This window comes from Streptomyces sp. NPDC001380 (genome assembly GCF_042895785.1).
In the GTDB taxonomy this organism is placed as follows: Bacteria; Actinomycetota; Actinomycetes; order Streptomycetales; family Streptomycetaceae; genus Peterkaempfera.
The window spans coordinates 135,575-151,732 of the sequence record NZ_JBIAWP010000012.1; the positions used below are offsets into that span (position 1 = coordinate 135,575).

Sequence of the window (16,158 nt, forward strand, 5' to 3'; positions counted from 1 at the left end):
CCGTCGGCGTGTGCGGGGGCCGGCGGGGGGCCGGGTGCGGGGCCGCAGGGCCCCGGGGGGACGGTCAGGCGAGGGGCTTGACCAGGCGCTCGAAGCACAGGTCGGGCCGCCGGGGGACGCCGAACCGCTCGTCCCCGTACGGGAACGGCAGGATCTCGCCCGTGCGGCGGTAGCCGCGGCGCTCGTACCAGGCGATGAGGTCCTCGCGCTGGACGATGACCGTCATCTCCATCACGGCGGCGCCCCACTCCCCGCGGGCGATCCGCTCGGCCTCGGCCAGCACCGCGCGGCCGATGCCGCCGCCCTGGCGGTCGGGGCGCACCGAGAACATCCCGAAGTAGGCCGACGTGCCGCGCCGCTCCAGCAGGCAGCAGGCCAGCAGCTCGCCGTCCCGCTCCACGGCGAGCAGGCGGCCGCCCTCCGCGGTGACGGCCTCGGCCACGCCCTGCGGGTCGGTGCGCTGCCCGCCGAGCAGGTGGGCCTCGGTGGTCCAGCCGCCGGCGCCCTCGTCGCGGTAGGCGGACTCCACCAGGGCGACCACGGCGGGCACGTCCGCCAGGCCGGCGGTGCGGAAGGCCAGCGGGGATGCGGAGTCGGCGGTCTGCACGGTTCGGTTCCTCTCTGGGTCCGGCGGGACGCCGCACGGGCGGGGGCCCGGGGGCGTTCCGGGGCCCGAGGGTACCCGTGCGGGAGCGGGCCGCCGCAGGCGGGCGCGCCGGGGGCGGGCCTCCCGGCGCCGGGCGCGGGCCGGACCGTGCGGGGCCGCGCCGCGCCGCGCCGGGGCCGCACCGGGGTCGCGGGTGGGGCGGGGCGGGCCGTCCCCGCACCGGCGGTCCGGCACCGGCGGTCCGGCCTCGGGGCGCCGCACCGGGGGTCCCGCAGGAGGGGCCGGGCGGGGCCGGCCCGCCCCCGGCACGCCCCCGGCCCGCACCGTGCGGTACACCCGTGCGCCCCCTCGCGCGCCCTGCTGGCGCGGCGCCCGGCCCGCGACCGTGGGGAGTGATCACCGCCGCCGACCGGAGGGGACGCGGATGCACGGGGCCCCTCTTCTCGGCTGGCTGCTCGCGGCGCTCACGGGTGCCGCGGGCCTCAACTGCCTGGTGCGGCTGTGCACGGGCGCGGCGCGGGGCGGCTGCGCCCCCGGCGCGGCCGCCCCGGGGTCCGACGCCCGTCCCGGTCGGGCGGCGGACCGGGAGTCGGACGCCGCGGAGGCCCTGATGGGCCTCGGCATGGCGGCGATGGCGCTGCCGCCCGCCCGGCACGCCGGACTGCCGCCGGTCGCCTGGGCTGCGGCCTTCGGCCTGGTCGCGGCCTGGTTCGCCACCGCCGCGCTGCGCCGGGCGCGGGTCCGGGAGCGTGCGCACCGGCTGCACCACGCGGTGGGCGCCGGCGCGATGGTGTACACGGCGGCGGCGATGGCGGGGGGCGTCGGCCACGGCGCGGCCCACGCGGTCCACACCGCCCACCCCGGGACGGCCGGGGGGCCGCCGCTCCCGCTGCTGGGAGGACTCCTGCTGCTCTACTTCGGCGGGTACGCGCTCTGGGCGGGCGGGCGGCTACTGCGTCCGGCGGTCGCAGCCGGCGCCCCGGCGGTCCCGGGGGGCGCCCCGGCAGCGCACGCGCCGGGGCTCGCGGGGGCGTGCCGGCTGGTGATGGGGATCGGCATGTTCGCCATGCTCCTCACCGGATGAGCCCGGCCGGCCGGGCGGGCCGCACGCGCCGGCCGGACCCGCGCGCGCCGGGGCGGACGGCGGGCCCGGCGGCTCCGGGACGGGTCCGCACCTGCGGGGACCCGTGCGGCGCACGGCGCCGTGTCCTTGGTCACGCCGCACCGGAAGCCGTTCCACGGGGGCGCCGCTGCGCCTAGGTTGGAGCCGCGCGCACCGTCGCGCGCCGACCCCACCGGGAGACCGCTGCCATGACAGCCCTGCTCGGCCTGATGCTGCTCTGCCTCCTGCTGTCCACGGCGATGCCCCGGCTGCTGGTACGGGCGACGTGGCCGGAGCGGGAACCGGTGGTGGCGCTCGGCGTGTGGCAGTGCCTGGTCGTCTCGGTGCTGCTCTGCTGCGGACTGGGACTGGTGCTGGCGGCCTCGGCGGCCGTGCCCGCCGTACGGGAGGCCCTGTTCCGGTCGGCGCCGCGTCAGGTCGTCGACGCCTACGGCTTCGCGGACGCCGGGCTCTGGGGCGCGGCGGCCGCGCTGGTGCTGGCGTACGGGGGGCTGCACACCGCGGTGGCGCTGGCCCGCGAGGTGCGGGCGGCACGGGCCGCGCGCAGCCTGTGCCAGGCCGAGCTGGCCCGGCTCGCCCCCGACCTGCCCCCGGGCGCGGGGGCGGGAGGGGACGGTGCGCGGGAGCGGCTGGTGGTGCTGGAGAGCCTGCAGCCGGAGGCGTGGTCGCTGCCCGGCCCGGCGGCCCGGCTGGTGGTGACCACGGGGGCGCTGCGCCGCCTGAGCGACCGCGAGCTGGCGGCGGTGCTGGACCACGAGCGGGGCCACGTGCGGGCGCGCCACCACTGGCTGCTGCAGTGCGGCGAGGCGCTGGCGGCGGGCTTCCCCGGGGTGGCGGTGTTCGCCGCCTTCCGGGACGAGGTGGGCCGCCTGGTGGAGCTGGCCGCGGACGACGCCGCCTCCCGCCGCCACGGCCGGCTGGCCACCGCGCTGGCCCTGGTCGAGCTGAACTCCGGGCGCGGCGTCTTCGGCACGTGCCCGGCGCAGCGGGCCGAGGTGCCGCGGCGGGTGGACCGGCTGCTGGCGGGCGAGCCGCGGCTGCCGGTGCGCCACCGGGTGCGGCTGACGGCGGCCGGGCTGACGGCGCTGGCCGTCCCGCTGCTGCTGGCGCTGGCGCCGGGGCTGCACGCCCTGCTCTGACGGCGGGGACCGGAGCGGGACGGCGGGGACCGCAGCGGTGCGGTCCCGGGCGGGACGGCACGGGCCCGCCCGGACGGCCTCCGGCGCGGTACGACGGGGCACGTCCCGGCGCCCGGGCCGGACGGACCGCGCACCGGCGGGCGACGGACCCGTGGGCGGGGCGCCACGCGGGCCGGACCTGCCGGTCCCGGCGACACGGACCTGTGGCGCCGCCAGTCCGGGTTACCCTTCCGGCAGGTGTCCTCCAGCCGCCCGCCGGCCGACGGCTGCGCCGGGCGTTCGTACGGGTGATTCGTCCGTGGTCGTCTTCGTTCTCGGTGTCGGCGCGGCCTGCTGCCTCGGCCTCGGCTTCGTCCTCCAGCAGCACGCGGCGCAGCGCGCGTCGCGCGCCGACTTCCTCTCCTGGCGGCTCCTCCTGCACCTGGTGCGGGACGGCGAGTGGCTCCTCGGCATCGCCTTCATGATCGGCGGTCAGGCGCTGAGCGCGACGGCGCTGGACCGCGGCGAGGTGTCGCTGGTGGAGCCGCTGCTGGCGACCAGCCTGCTCTTCGCCATGGCACTCGCCCGGGCGCTCACGCGGCAGAGCCTGGGGCGCTCCGGCTGGGGCGGGGTGCTGCTGCTCGCGGCGGGGGTGGCGGTGTTCATCGTGGCGGGCCGCCCCCGCGGGGGCGGCACGGAGGCCGGAGCGCTGCGGCACTGGCTGGTCTTCGGGGTGGTGGCGGGCCTGGCGCTGCTGCTGGTGGGCACGGCCCGGCGGATGCCGCTGCTCGCCGAGGCGACACCGCTGGCCCTGGCGGCGGGCCTGCTGTACGGGGTGCAGGACGCCCTCACCCGGACCACCGCCCAGAAGATCGGCGCGCACGGCGTGGCGGCGGCGCTGCGCGACTGGGAGCCGTACGCGGTGGCGGCGATCGGCGTGGTGGGGCTGATCCTGGTGCAGAGCGCCTTCGAGGCGGCACCGCTGCGGATGTCGCTGCCCGCGCTGACCGCGGCGCAGCCGCTGGCGGGCATCGCCTGCGGGGTCGGGTTCCTGGGCGACCGGCTGCGCCTCACACCCGGGGCGATGGCGTGGGAGGCGGCGGGGCTGCTCGGCATCGTGCTGGGGGTGGTGGTGATCGGCCGCCACCCGGCGCTGCCGGACGCCTGCCCGCAGGAGCCGGGCGGCGTCCCGCTGCCGGAGCCGGTGGGAGAGGCGGAGGGCCGCCGCCCCGGCTGACCGGCGCGGGGGCCCCGGGGGTGACCAGAGGCGGCCCGGGGCCGGGGGCGGGCCGGGGCGGCGGGGAGCCGGGGTCGGCCCGGGGTCAGGGGGACGTGAGGGTGCGGGCCAGGACCTCGCGCTGGGTGGGGAGCGCCTCGCGGTGGCGGGCGCGGCCCTCGGGGGTGAGGGAGACGTAGACGCCGCGGCGGTCGGCGCTGCACAGGGCGCGCTGGACGAGGCCGTCCCGCTCCAGGCGGCCGAGGAGCCGGGACAGGGCGCTCTGGCTGAGGTGGACGGCGCCGGACAGCTCCTGGACGCGGAGCTTCTCACTGCCGCCGCCCGCGCTCTCGGCGAGGCGGTCCAGGACCTCGAAGTCGCTCATGCCGAGGCCGTGGCGGTCGTTCAGCTCACGGTCGAGGGCGCAGGCGGTGGCGGCGTGGCGGGCGAGCAGGCCGCGCCACTCCTCCACGAGCGTCCGCTCGGCGGCGGGGTCCAGGTCGGGCATCGCGCCATGCTAACAGCGCAGCCGGAATGCATGCATGTGCACAGGAACAGGCGGGGCGGCCCGCGGACCGCTCCCGTGGCGGCGGGCGGCGGGCGGTCCGGCGTGCGGCGGGGGGTGCGGCCCGCAGGCCGGGACCCGCAGCGCACGGAGCACCCCGCCGTTCCAGCGGTCCACCGCCCGTGCGCCGGACCGCCCACGCACCGGAGGGCACGCGGCGGCCGGACGGCGCACGGCGGACCGCCGCCCCGCCGGCCGGGTCAGCCCTCGGCGAGGATCGACCGCAGCAGGTCCGTGGTCTGCTCCGGCGTCAGGCTGTCCACGCAGAGCCGCTCCATCACCTGGACGTAGCAGTCGACGTCGTCGCGCTTGTCGAGGTAGAGCGCGCTGGTGAGCTGCTCCAGGTAGACGACGTCGGCCAGGTCCTGCTCGGGGAAGCGCAGGATCGTGAAGGCGCCGCTCTCCGCCGCGTGGCAGCCGAACCGGAACGGCATCACCTGGAGCACCACGTTGGGCTGCTCGGCGATGTCGATCAGGTGCTGCACCTGCCCCCGCATCACCTCCGGCCCGCCGACCGGGCGGCGGAGCGCCGCCTCGTCGACGACGGCCCAGAGCCGGGGCGAGTCGCCGCCGGCCAGGAGCTTCTGGCGGCGCATCCGCAGGCCGACGCGGCGCTCGATCTCCTCCTCGCCGATGGCGGGCCTGGCGAGGCCGAAGACCGCCCGCGCGTACTCCTCGCTCTGCAGCAGCCCGGGGACGAACTGCAGCTCGTAGGTGCGGATCAGCGCCGCGGACTCCTCGAGGCCGACGTACGTCTGGAACCAGCCGGGCAGGACGTCGCTGAAGCTGTGCCACCAGCCGGACCTGTTGGCCTCCCGGACGAGTCCGAGCAGCGCCTCCCGCTCGGCCTCGTCGTCCACGCCGTACAGGCTGAGCAGGTCGGCGACGTCGCGCTCCTTGAAGCTGACACGCCCGAGCTCCATGCGGCTGATCTTGGACTCGGAGGCCCGGATCGTGTAGCCCGCGTCCTCGCGGGTGATGCCCCGGCCCTCGCGGAGCCGTCGCAGCTGGGAGCCGAGGAGGATCCGGCGCACCATCGAGCCGCCCCCCGGCTGAACTGTGGTCATGCGGTCTTACCTCCACCCGACGAAAACAGGGCACAGTCTGCCACTGTCCAGCTCCGAACGGTGCCCGCACAGGCATGCGGATCTCTGGGAATTCTTGCGCATGCAGAACCTGATGCACGTGCATCCGTTGCTCGCATATGCCATTCGTACGCCTGCACGTGAATCGACCCTTGCATCTGCCGTGAGCAGAGAGGACCATGGTGCACGTGCACATGCACACCCACTGGCAACCCCGCGGGGACCGCATCACCCCACGCGAGGCAGCGTCAGCCGTCCGAAGCGCCACCGTGCATCCGGTCGGCGGCGGCCTGCGCGCGCGGACGCCCCGGCCGACCGAGTCGGAGGTGTCCCGCATGACCCCGGCGGGTCCCGCTGTGTCAAGTCCCTTATGGGAGGAGCTGTTCATGGGCGCCGCTCCGGCGGTCACGGCCGATCCGGACGTGGTCACATGCACGCTCACGCCGCGCTACGAGTCGGTGGGGACGGCCCGCGACTTCACCCGGAGCTCGCTCCAGCGCTGGGGGCTCGGCGAACTCTTCGACGACGTCGCCCTGGTGGCGTCCGAGCTGGTGACCAACGCCCTGCGGCACGCCCTGCGGCTGCGGGCCGCCGAGGCCGCCGCCCCCCTCCCGCAGCAGGCACGGCAGGGGGCCGACGGGCACCTGCCCATCCGGATCAGCCTGGTGCACCGCGCCCCGCAGGTGGTGTGCGCGGTGAGCGACCCCAGCAGCGCGGGCCCGGTGACGCGGGAGGCCGACTACATCGCGGAGTCGGGCCGGGGGCTGCACCTGGTCGACTCGTTCAGCCGGTCCTGGGGGTGGCACCCGCTGGCCGGGGCGGGGAAGGTGGTCTGGGCCCTGTTCGAGGCCCGCGAGGCCCCGGCGCAGCGCGGTTTCGGCATGCAGGACCACTCCGGCCGGCACCGCCGGGCCTGATGCGGCGGACCCGGACGCGCCGCGCCCCGGCACCGCGCGTCCGGCGCCGGCCGCCGCCGGAGCACCCGGCGACGGCCGCACGACCCGCACTCAGCCCACCAGGTGGTCGAACTCCCCGTCCTTGGCGCCCAGCAGCAGCGCCTCGATCTCCGCGCGCGTGTAGATGAGGGCGGGCCCCTCGGGGAAGCGGGAGTTGCGCACGGCGACGTCGCCGCCGGGCAGTCTCGCCAGCTCCACGCAGTTCCCCTGGGAATTGCTGTGCCGGCTCTTCTGCCAGACCACGTCACGGATCTCCGCGGCCGCCATGCCGTTGTACGTGTGGCCCATAGAAAGCTCCCGGAATGCGGTTCCTGCGCGTGACGCCGTACTCCTCGGCGTCGCGGCCGTGCGACCGGCAGGCTCCGCCCGCCCTGCGGGAGATCGGGCACCCGCCTCACTGCACGTGATGATAGCCGCTGTGCACGTGCATCCGCACAGGCAATTGCCTGTGCACGTTAGTGTGCATCCTGTGACGAAAAGCCCACAGGACAAGCGGATTGACGTTTCGTAAGCGGACATACCAGAGCGGAATCCGCCGCGCCGCGGCCACACTCCGTGCACGGCCCGTGGGCGCAGGGTGCGACGGGCGGGCGGGAGGGCCGAGGGCACGGGACACGGAACGTCACCGGAGTAACGGTGTGACGCTGGTCACCCGCACCCCGCAGGGTCGCGCGCGGAACGGAGCTGCGCCAGGCGGCACCGAGCGGCGGCCGGCGCACCACCTCCCCCCCCCCTCCCCCTCTCCCCTCCCCTTCCTCCCTCCCCCCGCCGCCCCTTCTCCTCCGCCGGCACCGGGCCCCGGAACCTCCGGCTCCGGGGCCGGCGCGGCCCGGCGGCCCCGGCAGCGCGCCGGACATCCCGCACGGGTGAGTGACAGCAGGTCATCGCGGGGACAGGGACGCTCCGAAGGGGACCGTGAAGCAGGCAAGGCCGACCGGCGATCGACTGTTTCGGACCCTTTTCGACCGCCTGTCCCACTTGTCCCCGCCTGTGGCACGCCGGTTGCGGGAGCCCGCTGCCGCAGCATCACCCGAATGACCTACGATCGGTCGCCATGAGCTCTGCCGCCACCCCGGGCACCCCGCTGCCCGTCCGTACTCCCGGCTCCCCCGCCCGGGGACGCCACCGCCGCCCGGAGCGTCCCGAGATACCCGAGGGCGCACCGGCGCTGCTGCTCGCCGTGCCGTCCGCCGACAGCGCCGAGGCCCGGTTCGTCGCCGACGAGATCGTCTCCATCGTGCGGGGCGAGCAGCCCGGCATCGACGTCACCGCCGCGTACCTGGCGACCGCCGAGGGCTCCGAGGGCTCCGGCGTGTCCGAGCTGCTGGCGAAGGCCGCCGCCGCAGGCCTCCCGGCCCCGGTCGTGGTGCCGCTGCTCCCCGGCCCGCACCAGGACGCGCTCGCGGCCCTGCACGGGGCCGCGGCCGAGACCGGCGCGGTGGTGACCGACGCGCTCGGCCCGCACCCGCTGCTGGCCGAGGCCGTGCACGTGCGCCTGTCCGAGGCGGGGCTGGCCCGCGCGGACCGCGCGCGCCTGTTCACCATCAACACCGCCGCCGACGGCGTGGTCCTGGCCGTGGCGGGCGGCGAGGAGGCCGCCCAGGCCGCCGGGATCACGGGCGTGCTGCTCGCGGCGCGGCTCGCCGTCCCGGTGGTGGCCGCGGCGCTGGACGTGCCCGGTTCGGTGCAGGCCGCCGCCGCCCACCTGCGGGAGACGGGCGTGTCCCGTCCCGCGCTGGCGCCGTTCGTCGTCGGCCCGGAGGTCGACGCGGAGCTGGTGGCGTCGGTGGCCGAGGAGGCGGACTGCCCGGCGGCGGCGCCGCTGGGCGCGTACCCGGCCATCGGCCGGCTGGTCGTCTCGGCCTACCTCTCGGCGCTGGGCGTGTCCCAGGGGCAGCCGGACCGGCCGGTCCCGGCGTTCTGACGGACTGCGTCCGGCGGTCCCGGCCCGGGCCGCCGGAGGCGTCGCCGATCCGTGCGGAGGCCGTCCGCGGGGGTTCCCGCGGACGGCCTCCGCGTCGTGCCCGGCGCCCGCCGGACGGCCCGCCCCCGGACCGGCGGGCGGCGGCGCTCCCGGCCCGGTCCGGCTCAGACCCCGAGGCGCGCCGTGCGGGCGGCGGCGCCGGCGAGCCGGACCGCCGGGGTGACCGGGGGCCGTGCCGGGGCGGACACGGCGGCGGGCCGGGTGGCGGCGTTCCAGGCGGGCACGGCCGTGCCCGCGGCGCCCCGGTCCAGGACGGTGACGGCGCCGCCCCCGACCGGGCGGAAGACGACGCTGCGGGGGGCGGGGGCCTCCGGGTCCAGCCACAGCTCGTTGCCGCCGAAGGAGCAGTCCAGCACCTCCACGTTGTCGGGCGCCCCGTCCCGGGTCGCCCGGAGGCCGACGCCGGCCCGGCGGTAGCCGGTGAAGCGGCACCGGCCGAGGGTGACCGGGCCGCCGGCGAGCTGGTGCTTCGCGGTGGCGACGGCGAAGTCGGACATCCCGGCGGCGTCGACCAGGATGCCCTCGAAGAGGGTGCCGCGGCCGCGCCCGAGGGAGTGGACGGCGATGCCGCCGGCCGCGTTGCCGTGGAGCACGCACGTGCGGTACGTGAAGTCGTTGAGGTAGGCGCCGTGCTCGATGCCCCAGCCGCCGTTGTGGTAGGCGACGAAGTCGCTGACCACGTGGCGGCGTGAGGTGTTGAGCCAGACGAAGACGCCGTCCTCGAGGTTGTTGTGGGCCAGGCACCGCTCGAAGGTCCAGACGCCCTCGCCGCCCTCCGGCCACTCGTAGCCGGAGGCGCCCTCGGCGCCCTGGACGCCCACGGCGACGCAGTCCAGCGCCCTGCTGCCGTGTCCGGCGCCGAGGCTGAAGCCGGTCAGCCGGTAGGCGCGGAAGCCCGGCTCCCTCCGGGTGCGGGAGGCCACGCACGACTCGTACAGGATGTCGTCGGAGGGGCCCTGGGGGGTGCGGGTGTCCGGGGCGCCGTCCCACCAGTAGGCGTCCTCCTGGGTGTCGTGGCTGACGCAGCTGCGGAAGGTGATGCCGTGGCTGCCGTGCGGGACGAAGGCGTGGTTGCCGGCGTCCCGGACGACGACGCCCTCCACGGTGGTGCCGCGGCTCGTGTCGCCCAGCAGGTGGAAGTGGAGCGCGTACCGGCCGAGGACGGGCTCGGTGACCGGCGCGGTGCCCTGCGGCGACGCCCAGGTCTCCCCGGTGGCGCGGCGCGGGCCGAGCCAGCGCAGCGCGGCGTGCCGCACGTCCTGGCGGCGGGAGCTGGTGAGGTGGACGTGGGCCCGGCCGTCCGGGGTGCCCTCGACGCGGACGTTGCGGGTGAGGTTGAGGACCTCCGCGCCGAGCGGCGCACCGCCGCCCGGGGCGACCCGGGGGTGGGCGTGCCGCAGCGGTGCGGCGAGGGTGACGGTGCTTCCGCTGACGGACCGCACGGTGCACAGGTCGTACGCGGTGGAGAACCCGTCGCCGGTGGGCGGCGCGGTGGGGGTCACCGCGAGCTCGTCGCCGGGACGCCAGCCCTCGGGGGCCGCGGCGAGGACGACCGTGCGGTCGCCCGGCCGCAGGTCGGAGGCGGCCCGCACCCAGGCGGTCCTGACGGCGCCGTCCAGGCGCAGGTAGCCCTCACCGGTGACCCACAGGCCGGTGTCGCCCTCGACGACGCCCATGCCGCCGCCGCGCAGGCGGCCCTCGTCGATGCCGGTGAACCGCAGGGTGTGGACGGCGGCTGCGTCGGCAGGCGCCAGGGCGAGGGTGCCGTGGACGACGACGCTGCCGGCGGCGGTGAGGGTGACCGAGCGGTCGGGGCGGGCGACGAGGGCGCCGCCGGGTTCGACGACCAGTCCGGCGACGGCGGCGTCGGTGTCGAGCACGACGTGGTCGCGGACGCGGACGGTGTCGCGGGGGCCGGGGACGCGGCCGCCCCAGCCCGCCGGATCGGACCAGGGGCGGCCGCCGCGGGCGTCCGCGGGCGGCGGGGGCGGCACGGCGGAGGCGCCGGGGTGCGCGGGTCCGGCCGCCCGTGCCCCGTGCGGGCGGCCGTCGGCGAGCGTGCGGCGCAGCAGCTCCCCGCCGCCGGCCGCGGTGGCGAGGACGGCTCCGGCCGCCGCCCAGCGCAGCGCGGTGCGCCGCGGCGGTCCGCCTCCCGGGCCGTCCGCCGCGGGCCGGCGCTCCCCCGGTGCGGCCTCGCCCGGCTGCGGCCCCCGGCCCGCTCCGGGCCCTCCCGGCCCTCCCGGCCCTCCGGTTGCTCCGGCGGCTCCGTCGGCCGCCGACCCGGCGGGTTCTGGTCCCGGCCCATGCTGCGTCCCCCCAGACGACTGCGCTCCAGCTGGCGCCAGCTTAGGCAGAGGGCCGCGGCCGGTGCCGCCGTTTGTCCGGAACCGTCCGTACGACGGCCGTCGGCGCACGGGTGCGGACACACCCGCGCCCCCGGGCGTCCGGCGTGCGGACGCCCGGGGGCGCGGGCGGGCGGTGCGGTACCGGCGGCAGCCGGTGGCGGGCGGTCGGCGGCCGGCCCGGTCCGGCCGCCCCTCGGGGCGTGCCGTCGGCTTCGACGGCCCGGCGTTCCCGACGGGCCGTCAGTCCCGACGGGCCGGGGCCGCCGCGGTGGAGCCGCGGACGACCAGCTCGGGCTCGAAGACGAACTCGGCGCGCTGCGCCGGGTTCCCCCCGACCTCCTCCAGCAGGGCGTCCACGGCCGCGGTGGCCATGGCCTCCACGGGCTGGCGGATGGTGGTGAGCGGCGGCTCGGTGAAGGCGATCAGCGGCGAGTCGTCGAAGCCGACCACCGAGACGTCCTGCGGCACGGTCAGACCGCGCTGCCGGACGGCCCGGATCGCGCCGAGCGCCATCATGTCGCTCCCGCACACGATGGCGGTGCAGCCCTGGTCCAGCAGCGCGCCGGCGGCCGCGTGGCCGCCCTCGACGCTGAACAGCGTGTGCCGCACCCGCGCGTCCGCCTCCTCGGGGGTGCACCCGAGGATGTCGCGGAGCGCCGCGGTGAAGCCCTCGATCTTCCGCAGGACCGGCACGTACCGGCGCTGGCCGACCGCGAGGCCGATCCGCTCGTGGCCCAGCTCGACGAGGTGCTGGACGGCCATCCGCATGGCCGCCCGGTCGTCGGGCGAGACGAACGGCGCGGAGATCCGCTCGTTGTAGCCGTTGATCAGCACGAACGGCACCTGACGGCCCGACAGCTTGGCGTAGCGGTCGGGGTCGGAGGTGGTGTCCGCGTGCAGGCCCGAGACGAAGACGATGCCGGAGACACCGCGCTCCACCAGCATGTCGACCAGCTCGTCCTCGGTGGACCCGCCGGGCGTCTGGGTGCACAGCACGGGCGTGTACCCGTGCCGGCTGAGGACCTGCTCGATCACCTGGGCCAGGGCAGGGAAGATCGGGTTGCTGAGCTCAGGGGTGATCAGCCCGATGAGGCCGGCGCTGCGCTGCCGCAGGCGCACCGGCCGCTCGTAGCCGAGCACGTCGAGAGCGGCGAGCACCGTCTGCCTGGTGGCAGCCGACACCCCCGCCTTGCCGTTGAGGACGCGTGAGACGGTGGCTTCGCTTACCCCCGCCTGCGCCGCGATGTCCGCCAGTCGCGCCGTAGTCACAGCTCCTGAGCCTATTGCACCCATGTCAGACGGCCCACCAGACCGTGCAGTCCGACGGCAGCTCGACGGCGCCGTCGACGACCTCGGCCGGGGCGGACGACAGCAGGACCCGGCCCGGGGCCGGGATGCGGACGGCCTCGGCGGTGAGGTTGACGGTGCAGGCGAAGGAGCCCTCGGCGGTGTCGCGGCGGAACGCCAGGACCCCCTCGGGCAGGCCGTCGACCCAGGTCACCGCGGTGCCGGCGCCCAGCGCGGGGTGCTCGCGGCGGACCGCGAGCGCGCTGCGGTACATCTCCAGGGTGGAGTTCGGGTCGCCGGTCTGGGCCTCGACGCTCAGCTCGGCCCACTCGGCGGGCTGGGGCAGCCAGCTCGCGCCGCCCTCGGGGCCGAAGCCGTAGGGGGCCTCGGTGCCGGACCACGGGATCGGCACGCGGCAGCCGTCGCGGAAGCCGTCCTGGCCGGCGCCGCGGAAGAACGCCGGGTCCTGGCGGGCCTCGTCGGGCAGGTCGGTGACGTCCGGCAGGCCGAGCTCCTCGCCCTGGTAGACGTAGGCGGAGCCGGGCAGGGCCAGCATCAGCAGGGAGGCGGCGCGGGCGCGGCGGAGGCCGAGCGCGCGGTCGCCGGGGGTGCGGAGCTGGGTGCCGAGGCCCGGATCGTTGGCGAAGCGGGTGGCGTGCCGGGTCACGTCGTGGTTGGAGAGGACCCAGGTGGCCGGGGCGCCGACCGGGCGCATGGCGTCGAGCGAGACGTCGATGACCTCGCGCAGGGCGGCGGCGTCCCAGTCGGTGCCCAGGTACTGGAAGTTGAAGGCCTGGTGGAGCTCGTCGGGGCGCACGTAGTTGGCGGTGCGGGCGACGGTGGGGGTCCAGGCCTCGGCGACGCCGATGCGCTCGCCCGGGTACTCGTCGAGGATCTTGCGCCACTCGCGGTAGATCGCGTGGACGCCGTCCTGGTCGAAGAAGGGCATGACGTCGTGGCCGAGCAGCTTGAGCTGGTCGTGGCCGCCGATGTCGGGCAGGCCCGCGGCCTTGACCATGCCGTGGGCGACGTCGATGCGGAAGCCGTCGACGCCCATGTCGAGCCAGAAGCGCAGGATGGAGCGGAACTCGTCGGCGACGGCCCGGTTCTCCCAGTTGAAGTCGGGCTGCTGGGGGGCGAAGAGGTGGAGGTACCACTCGCCGGGGGTGCCGTCCGGGTTGTTCGTACGCGTCCAGGCGGGCCCGCCGAAGATCGACTCCCAGTCGTTCGGGGGCAGCTCGCCGTCCTCGCCCTTGCCGGGGCGGAAGTGGTAGCGCTCCCGCAGCGGCGAGCCGGGGCCCTCGCGCAGCGCGCGCTTGAACCACTCGTGCTGGTCGGAGGAGTGGTTGGGCACCAGGTCGACGATGACGCGCAGGCCCAGGCCGTGGGCGTCGCGGATCAGCGCGTCGGCGTCGTGCAGGTCGCCGAACATCGGGTCGATGGCGCGGTAGTCGGCGACGTCGTAGCCGGCGTCGGCCTGCGGGGAGGCGTAGAAGGGGGAGAGCCAGACCGCGTCGACGCCGAGGGCGCGCAGGTACGGCAGGCGCGAGCGGATGCCGGGCAGGTCGCCCATCCCGTCGCCGTCGGAGTCGGCGAAGCTGCGCGGGTACACCTGGTAGATGACCGCGTCCCGCCACCAGCCTCTGGGCTCGGCTGCGGACGCGGCGGCCGCACCGGGGGCGGTGTCGGCGGCGGGGGCAACGGGCCGGGAGGCGTCGGTCAGGTACTGGGTCATGGCGGATCCCTCAGGGACTCGGTGTCGTCCCGCCGGTCCGGGTGTGGACCGGCGGTGCGCAGCGTGGGGAGGTGGAGCGGGTGCGGGCGGGGCGCCGGGCGCAGGCGGACGGCGCCCCGCCCGCGGGGTCAGGACTTGGAGGCGCCGGCGGTGAGGCCGGTGACCAGGTGGCGCTGGACGAGGTAGAAGAACAGCGCCGCCGGGAGGGCGATCATCACCGAGGTGGCCGCCATCAGGTTCCACTGGGCGTCGTGCTCGCTGACGAAGGTCTGCAGGCCGACCGCGAGGGTGTACTTCTCGCTGGAGAGGAGGAACTGGGTGGCGTAGGCGACCTCGCCCCACGCGGTGAGGAACGAGTAGAAGGCGGCCACGGCCAGGCCGGGGCGCGCCAGCGGGAGGACCAGCTTCCAGAAGGTGCCGAAGGGGCTGAGCCCGTCGACCCGGCCGGCCTCGTCGATCTCGACCGGGATGGTGTCGAAGTAGCCCTTCATCAGCCACGCGCAGTAGGGGATCGCGGTGGTGAGGTAGACGATGACCAGGCCCTGGTAGGTGTCCAGGAGGTTCAGGCCCGCCAGGATGTTGTAGAGCGGCACGATGAGGATCGCGACCGGGAACATCTGGGTGATCAGGAAGGTCCACATCAGCGGCCGGTGGCCGGGGAACTTCATGCGGGACACCGCGTAGCCGGCGCTGGCCGAGAGCAGCACGCCGATGAGGGTGGCCGACAGGGCGATGAGGACCGAGTTCCCGAACCACTTCAGGAAGTCGGTGTTCTGCAGCACGTCGCTGTAGTTGCTGAAGCTGATCTTGCCGGCGATCTTGTCCGGGTGGAGGTAGTCGCTCTTGTCCGGGCCCAGCGAGACGTAGACGATCCAGGCGACCGGGAAGAAGGCCACCAGGCTCGCGATGCCCAGCAGGGTGTGCAGCAGGGCGGTCTGGCCCCTGCTGCGCTGGCCGCGTCCGCGGTGGCGGCGCGGCTTGGCGGTGCCGGCGGTGGGGGCCGGCTCGTGGTCGGGGGCTCCCGTCACCGGGAGGTCTGCGGTGGTGCTCATGGCTTCTCCTGCCCTCTCTCTTGCGTCGCGACGGTCGCGCCCGTCAGCCGTTGGCCAGTTCGTTGCGCTTCAGCCACCGCTGGTAGAAGGAGGCGAAGACGATCAGCATGGAGAGGATGATCACGCCGTAGGCGGCGGACTGGGCGTAGTCGCGCGGCTGCTGGCCGAAGCCCAGGCGGTAGGACCAGGTGACCAGGATCTGCGCGTCCGGGGCGCCGGACTGGCCGAAGAGCAGGAAGATCACGTTGAACTGGTTGAAGGTCCAGATGATGCCGAGCAGGATCACCGTGCTGCTGACGGAGCGCAGGCCGGGCAGGGTGACGTGCCGGAACCGCTGCCAGGGGGTGGCGCCGTCGGTCTCGGCGGCCTCGTAGAGCTCGGCCGGGATCGCCTGGAGGCCGCCCAGCAGGGAGACCATCATGAAGGGGACGCCGACCCAGGTGTTGACGAGGATCGCGGAGACCTTCTGCCAGAACGGGTCGGTGAGCCAGGCCTGGGTCGGCAGGTGCAGCCAGTCGAGCGCCGAGTTCACGATGCCGCCGTCGTCGGCCAGCATGAGCCGCCAGGAGAAGATCGTGACGAAGGTCGGGACGGCCCACGGCAGGATCAGCATCATGCGGTAAAAGGTGCGGCCCCGCAGGTTGTCGCGGTTGAGCAGCAGGGCGAGGCCCAGGCCGATGCCGTAGTGCAGGCCGACGCAGACCGCGGTCCAGACGATGGTCCACACGAAGTGGGACCAGAAGCGGTCGTAGGAGCCGTCCCCGAAGAGGATGTCCTTGTAGTTGTCGAAGCCCACCCAGCTGAACGAGTCGGGGATGTGGTTGACCCCGATGGTCCGGCCGACGTTGAGGCTGTTGGCGTTGGTCAGCGACAGGTAGATGCCGCGGCCCAGGGGGTAGAGCACCAGCGTGCCGATCACCAGCACGACCGGGGCGACCATCGCCCAGGCGTACCAGTTCCGGTTGTACGACTGCCGTATACGGCTGACGAGGCCGGGTCGCGACGCGCGGTCGCTGCGGCCTCCGGGGCTTCCACCCTGGACGGCGACGGTCATCTTCGACACCTTTTCGAGAGGTTCGCAGATC

At 76.0% G+C, this 16,158-nt stretch carries 14 protein-coding genes; 5 read left to right on the forward strand and 9 right to left on the reverse strand.

Going from position 1 to position 16,158, the window contains the following annotated elements:
* Positions 1-64 precede the first annotated feature (64 nt).
* Complete coding sequence (locus ACFY07_RS16975) at positions 65-607, reverse strand: GNAT family N-acetyltransferase (RefSeq protein ID WP_390869369.1); 543 nt, start codon at positions 605-607, stop codon at positions 65-67.
* Positions 608-1,031: 424 nt separating this feature from the next.
* On the opposite strand from ACFY07_RS16975, the gene ACFY07_RS16980 reads away from it, so the two are divergent.
* From ACFY07_RS16980 to ACFY07_RS16990, 3 genes are all read left to right on the forward strand, one after another.
* Positions 1,032-1,691: a DUF5134 domain-containing protein gene (locus ACFY07_RS16980; protein WP_390869370.1), complete on the forward strand. Its 660-nt coding sequence runs from the start codon at positions 1,032-1,034 to the stop codon at positions 1,689-1,691.
* A gap of 227 nt (positions 1,692-1,918) precedes the next feature.
* Complete coding sequence (locus tag ACFY07_RS16985) at positions 1,919-2,869, forward strand: M56 family metallopeptidase (protein ID WP_390869371.1); 951 nt, start codon at positions 1,919-1,921, stop codon at positions 2,867-2,869.
* 298 nt (positions 2,870-3,167) lie between these two features.
* Positions 3,168-4,085 (forward strand): DMT family transporter, encoded by a 918-nt coding sequence (locus ACFY07_RS16990; protein ID WP_390869372.1) that lies wholly within the window; start codon positions 3,168-3,170, stop codon positions 4,083-4,085.
* 85 nt (positions 4,086-4,170) lie between these two features.
* On the opposite strand, the gene ACFY07_RS16995 is transcribed toward ACFY07_RS16990, so the two are convergent.
* Together ACFY07_RS16995 and ACFY07_RS17000 are read right to left on the reverse strand one after the other, a co-directional pair.
* A complete protein-coding gene (locus ACFY07_RS16995) occupies positions 4,171-4,572 on the reverse strand; it encodes a MarR family winged helix-turn-helix transcriptional regulator (RefSeq protein ID WP_230652827.1) in 402 nt (133 codons plus the stop codon).
* Between the two features lie 257 nt (positions 4,573-4,829).
* Positions 4,830-5,696 (reverse strand): helix-turn-helix domain-containing protein, encoded by an 867-nt coding sequence (locus ACFY07_RS17000; RefSeq protein WP_390869373.1) that lies wholly within the window; start codon positions 5,694-5,696, stop codon positions 4,830-4,832.
* Between the two features lie 404 nt (positions 5,697-6,100).
* Here ACFY07_RS17000 and ACFY07_RS17005 point away from each other — a divergent pair, with 404 nt between their 5' ends.
* Positions 6,101-6,631 carry an ATP-binding protein gene (locus ACFY07_RS17005; RefSeq protein WP_390869374.1) on the forward strand — a complete coding sequence of 177 codons (531 nt, stop codon included), beginning with the start codon at positions 6,101-6,103 and terminating at the stop codon, positions 6,629-6,631.
* 90 nt (positions 6,632-6,721) lie between these two features.
* Here ACFY07_RS17005 and ACFY07_RS17010 read toward each other — a convergent pair whose 3' ends face one another.
* Positions 6,722-6,958: a DUF397 domain-containing protein gene (locus ACFY07_RS17010; protein WP_230652833.1), complete on the reverse strand. Its 237-nt coding sequence runs from the start codon at positions 6,956-6,958 to the stop codon at positions 6,722-6,724.
* 766 nt (positions 6,959-7,724) lie between these two features.
* On the opposite strand from ACFY07_RS17010, the gene ACFY07_RS17015 reads away from it, so the two are divergent.
* Positions 7,725-8,594, forward strand: a complete 870-nt coding sequence (locus ACFY07_RS17015; protein ID WP_230652835.1) for a hypothetical protein — start codon at positions 7,725-7,727, stop codon at positions 8,592-8,594.
* A 164-nt stretch (positions 8,595-8,758) separates the two neighbouring features.
* On the opposite strand, the gene ACFY07_RS17020 is transcribed toward ACFY07_RS17015, so the two are convergent.
* The 5 genes from ACFY07_RS17020 to ACFY07_RS17040 all read right to left on the reverse strand — a co-directional run bounded on the left by ACFY07_RS17020 (position 8,759) and on the right by ACFY07_RS17040 (position 16,127).
* On the reverse strand, positions 8,759-10,648 hold the full coding sequence (locus ACFY07_RS17020) for a right-handed parallel beta-helix repeat-containing protein (protein ID WP_390869375.1): 1,890 nt from the start codon (positions 10,646-10,648) through the stop codon (positions 8,759-8,761).
* Positions 10,649-11,239: 591 nt separating this feature from the next.
* Positions 11,240-12,292 carry a LacI family DNA-binding transcriptional regulator gene (locus tag ACFY07_RS17025; protein ID WP_230652838.1) on the reverse strand — a complete coding sequence of 351 codons (1,053 nt, stop codon included), beginning with the start codon at positions 12,290-12,292 and terminating at the stop codon, positions 11,240-11,242.
* 1 nt (position 12,293) lies between these two features.
* Complete coding sequence (locus ACFY07_RS17030) at positions 12,294-14,021, reverse strand: glycoside hydrolase family 13 protein (protein WP_390869376.1); 1,728 nt, start codon at positions 14,019-14,021, stop codon at positions 12,294-12,296.
* Positions 14,022-14,149: 128 nt separating this feature from the next.
* Positions 14,150-15,073, reverse strand: a complete 924-nt coding sequence (locus ACFY07_RS17035) for a sugar ABC transporter permease (RefSeq protein ID WP_390869377.1) — start codon at positions 15,071-15,073, stop codon at positions 14,150-14,152.
* Between the two features lie 43 nt (positions 15,074-15,116).
* The gene (locus ACFY07_RS17040) at positions 15,117-16,127 is read right to left on the reverse strand and encodes a carbohydrate ABC transporter permease (RefSeq protein ID WP_390869378.1); all 1,011 of its coding nucleotides are present in this window, start codon (positions 16,125-16,127) and stop codon (positions 15,117-15,119) included.
* Positions 16,128-16,158 lie beyond the last annotated feature (31 nt).

What these genes read in the sequence shown, in the direction of transcription:
- ACFY07_RS16980 (WP_390869370.1), top strand. Translation starts at nt 1,032, where the DNA reads ATGCACGGGGCCCCTCTTCTCGGCTGGCTGCTCGCGGCGCTCACGGGT.
- ACFY07_RS16985 (WP_390869371.1), top strand. Translation starts at nt 1,919, where the DNA reads ATGACAGCCCTGCTCGGCCTGATGCTGCTCTGCCTCCTGCTGTCCACG.
- ACFY07_RS16995 (WP_230652827.1), bottom strand. Translation starts at nt 4,572, where the DNA reads ATGCCCGACCTGGACCCCGCCGCCGAGCGGACGCTCGTGGAGGAGTGG.
- ACFY07_RS17000 (WP_390869373.1), bottom strand. Translation starts at nt 5,696, where the DNA reads ATGACCACAGTTCAGCCGGGGGGCGGCTCGATGGTGCGCCGGATCCTC.
- ACFY07_RS17005 (WP_390869374.1), top strand. Translation starts at nt 6,101, where the DNA reads ATGGGCGCCGCTCCGGCGGTCACGGCCGATCCGGACGTGGTCACATGC.
- ACFY07_RS17010 (WP_230652833.1), bottom strand. Translation starts at nt 6,958, where the DNA reads ATGGGCCACACGTACAACGGCATGGCGGCCGCGGAGATCCGTGACGTG.
- ACFY07_RS17015 (WP_230652835.1), top strand. Translation starts at nt 7,725, where the DNA reads ATGAGCTCTGCCGCCACCCCGGGCACCCCGCTGCCCGTCCGTACTCCC.
- ACFY07_RS17025 (WP_230652838.1), bottom strand. Translation starts at nt 12,292, where the DNA reads ATGGGTGCAATAGGCTCAGGAGCTGTGACTACGGCGCGACTGGCGGAC.
- ACFY07_RS17030 (WP_390869376.1), bottom strand. Translation starts at nt 14,021, where the DNA reads ATGACCCAGTACCTGACCGACGCCTCCCGGCCCGTTGCCCCCGCCGCC.
- ACFY07_RS17035 (WP_390869377.1), bottom strand. Translation starts at nt 15,073, where the DNA reads ATGAGCACCACCGCAGACCTCCCGGTGACGGGAGCCCCCGACCACGAG.
- ACFY07_RS17040 (WP_390869378.1), bottom strand. Translation starts at nt 16,127, where the DNA reads ATGACCGTCGCCGTCCAGGGTGGAAGCCCCGGAGGCCGCAGCGACCGC.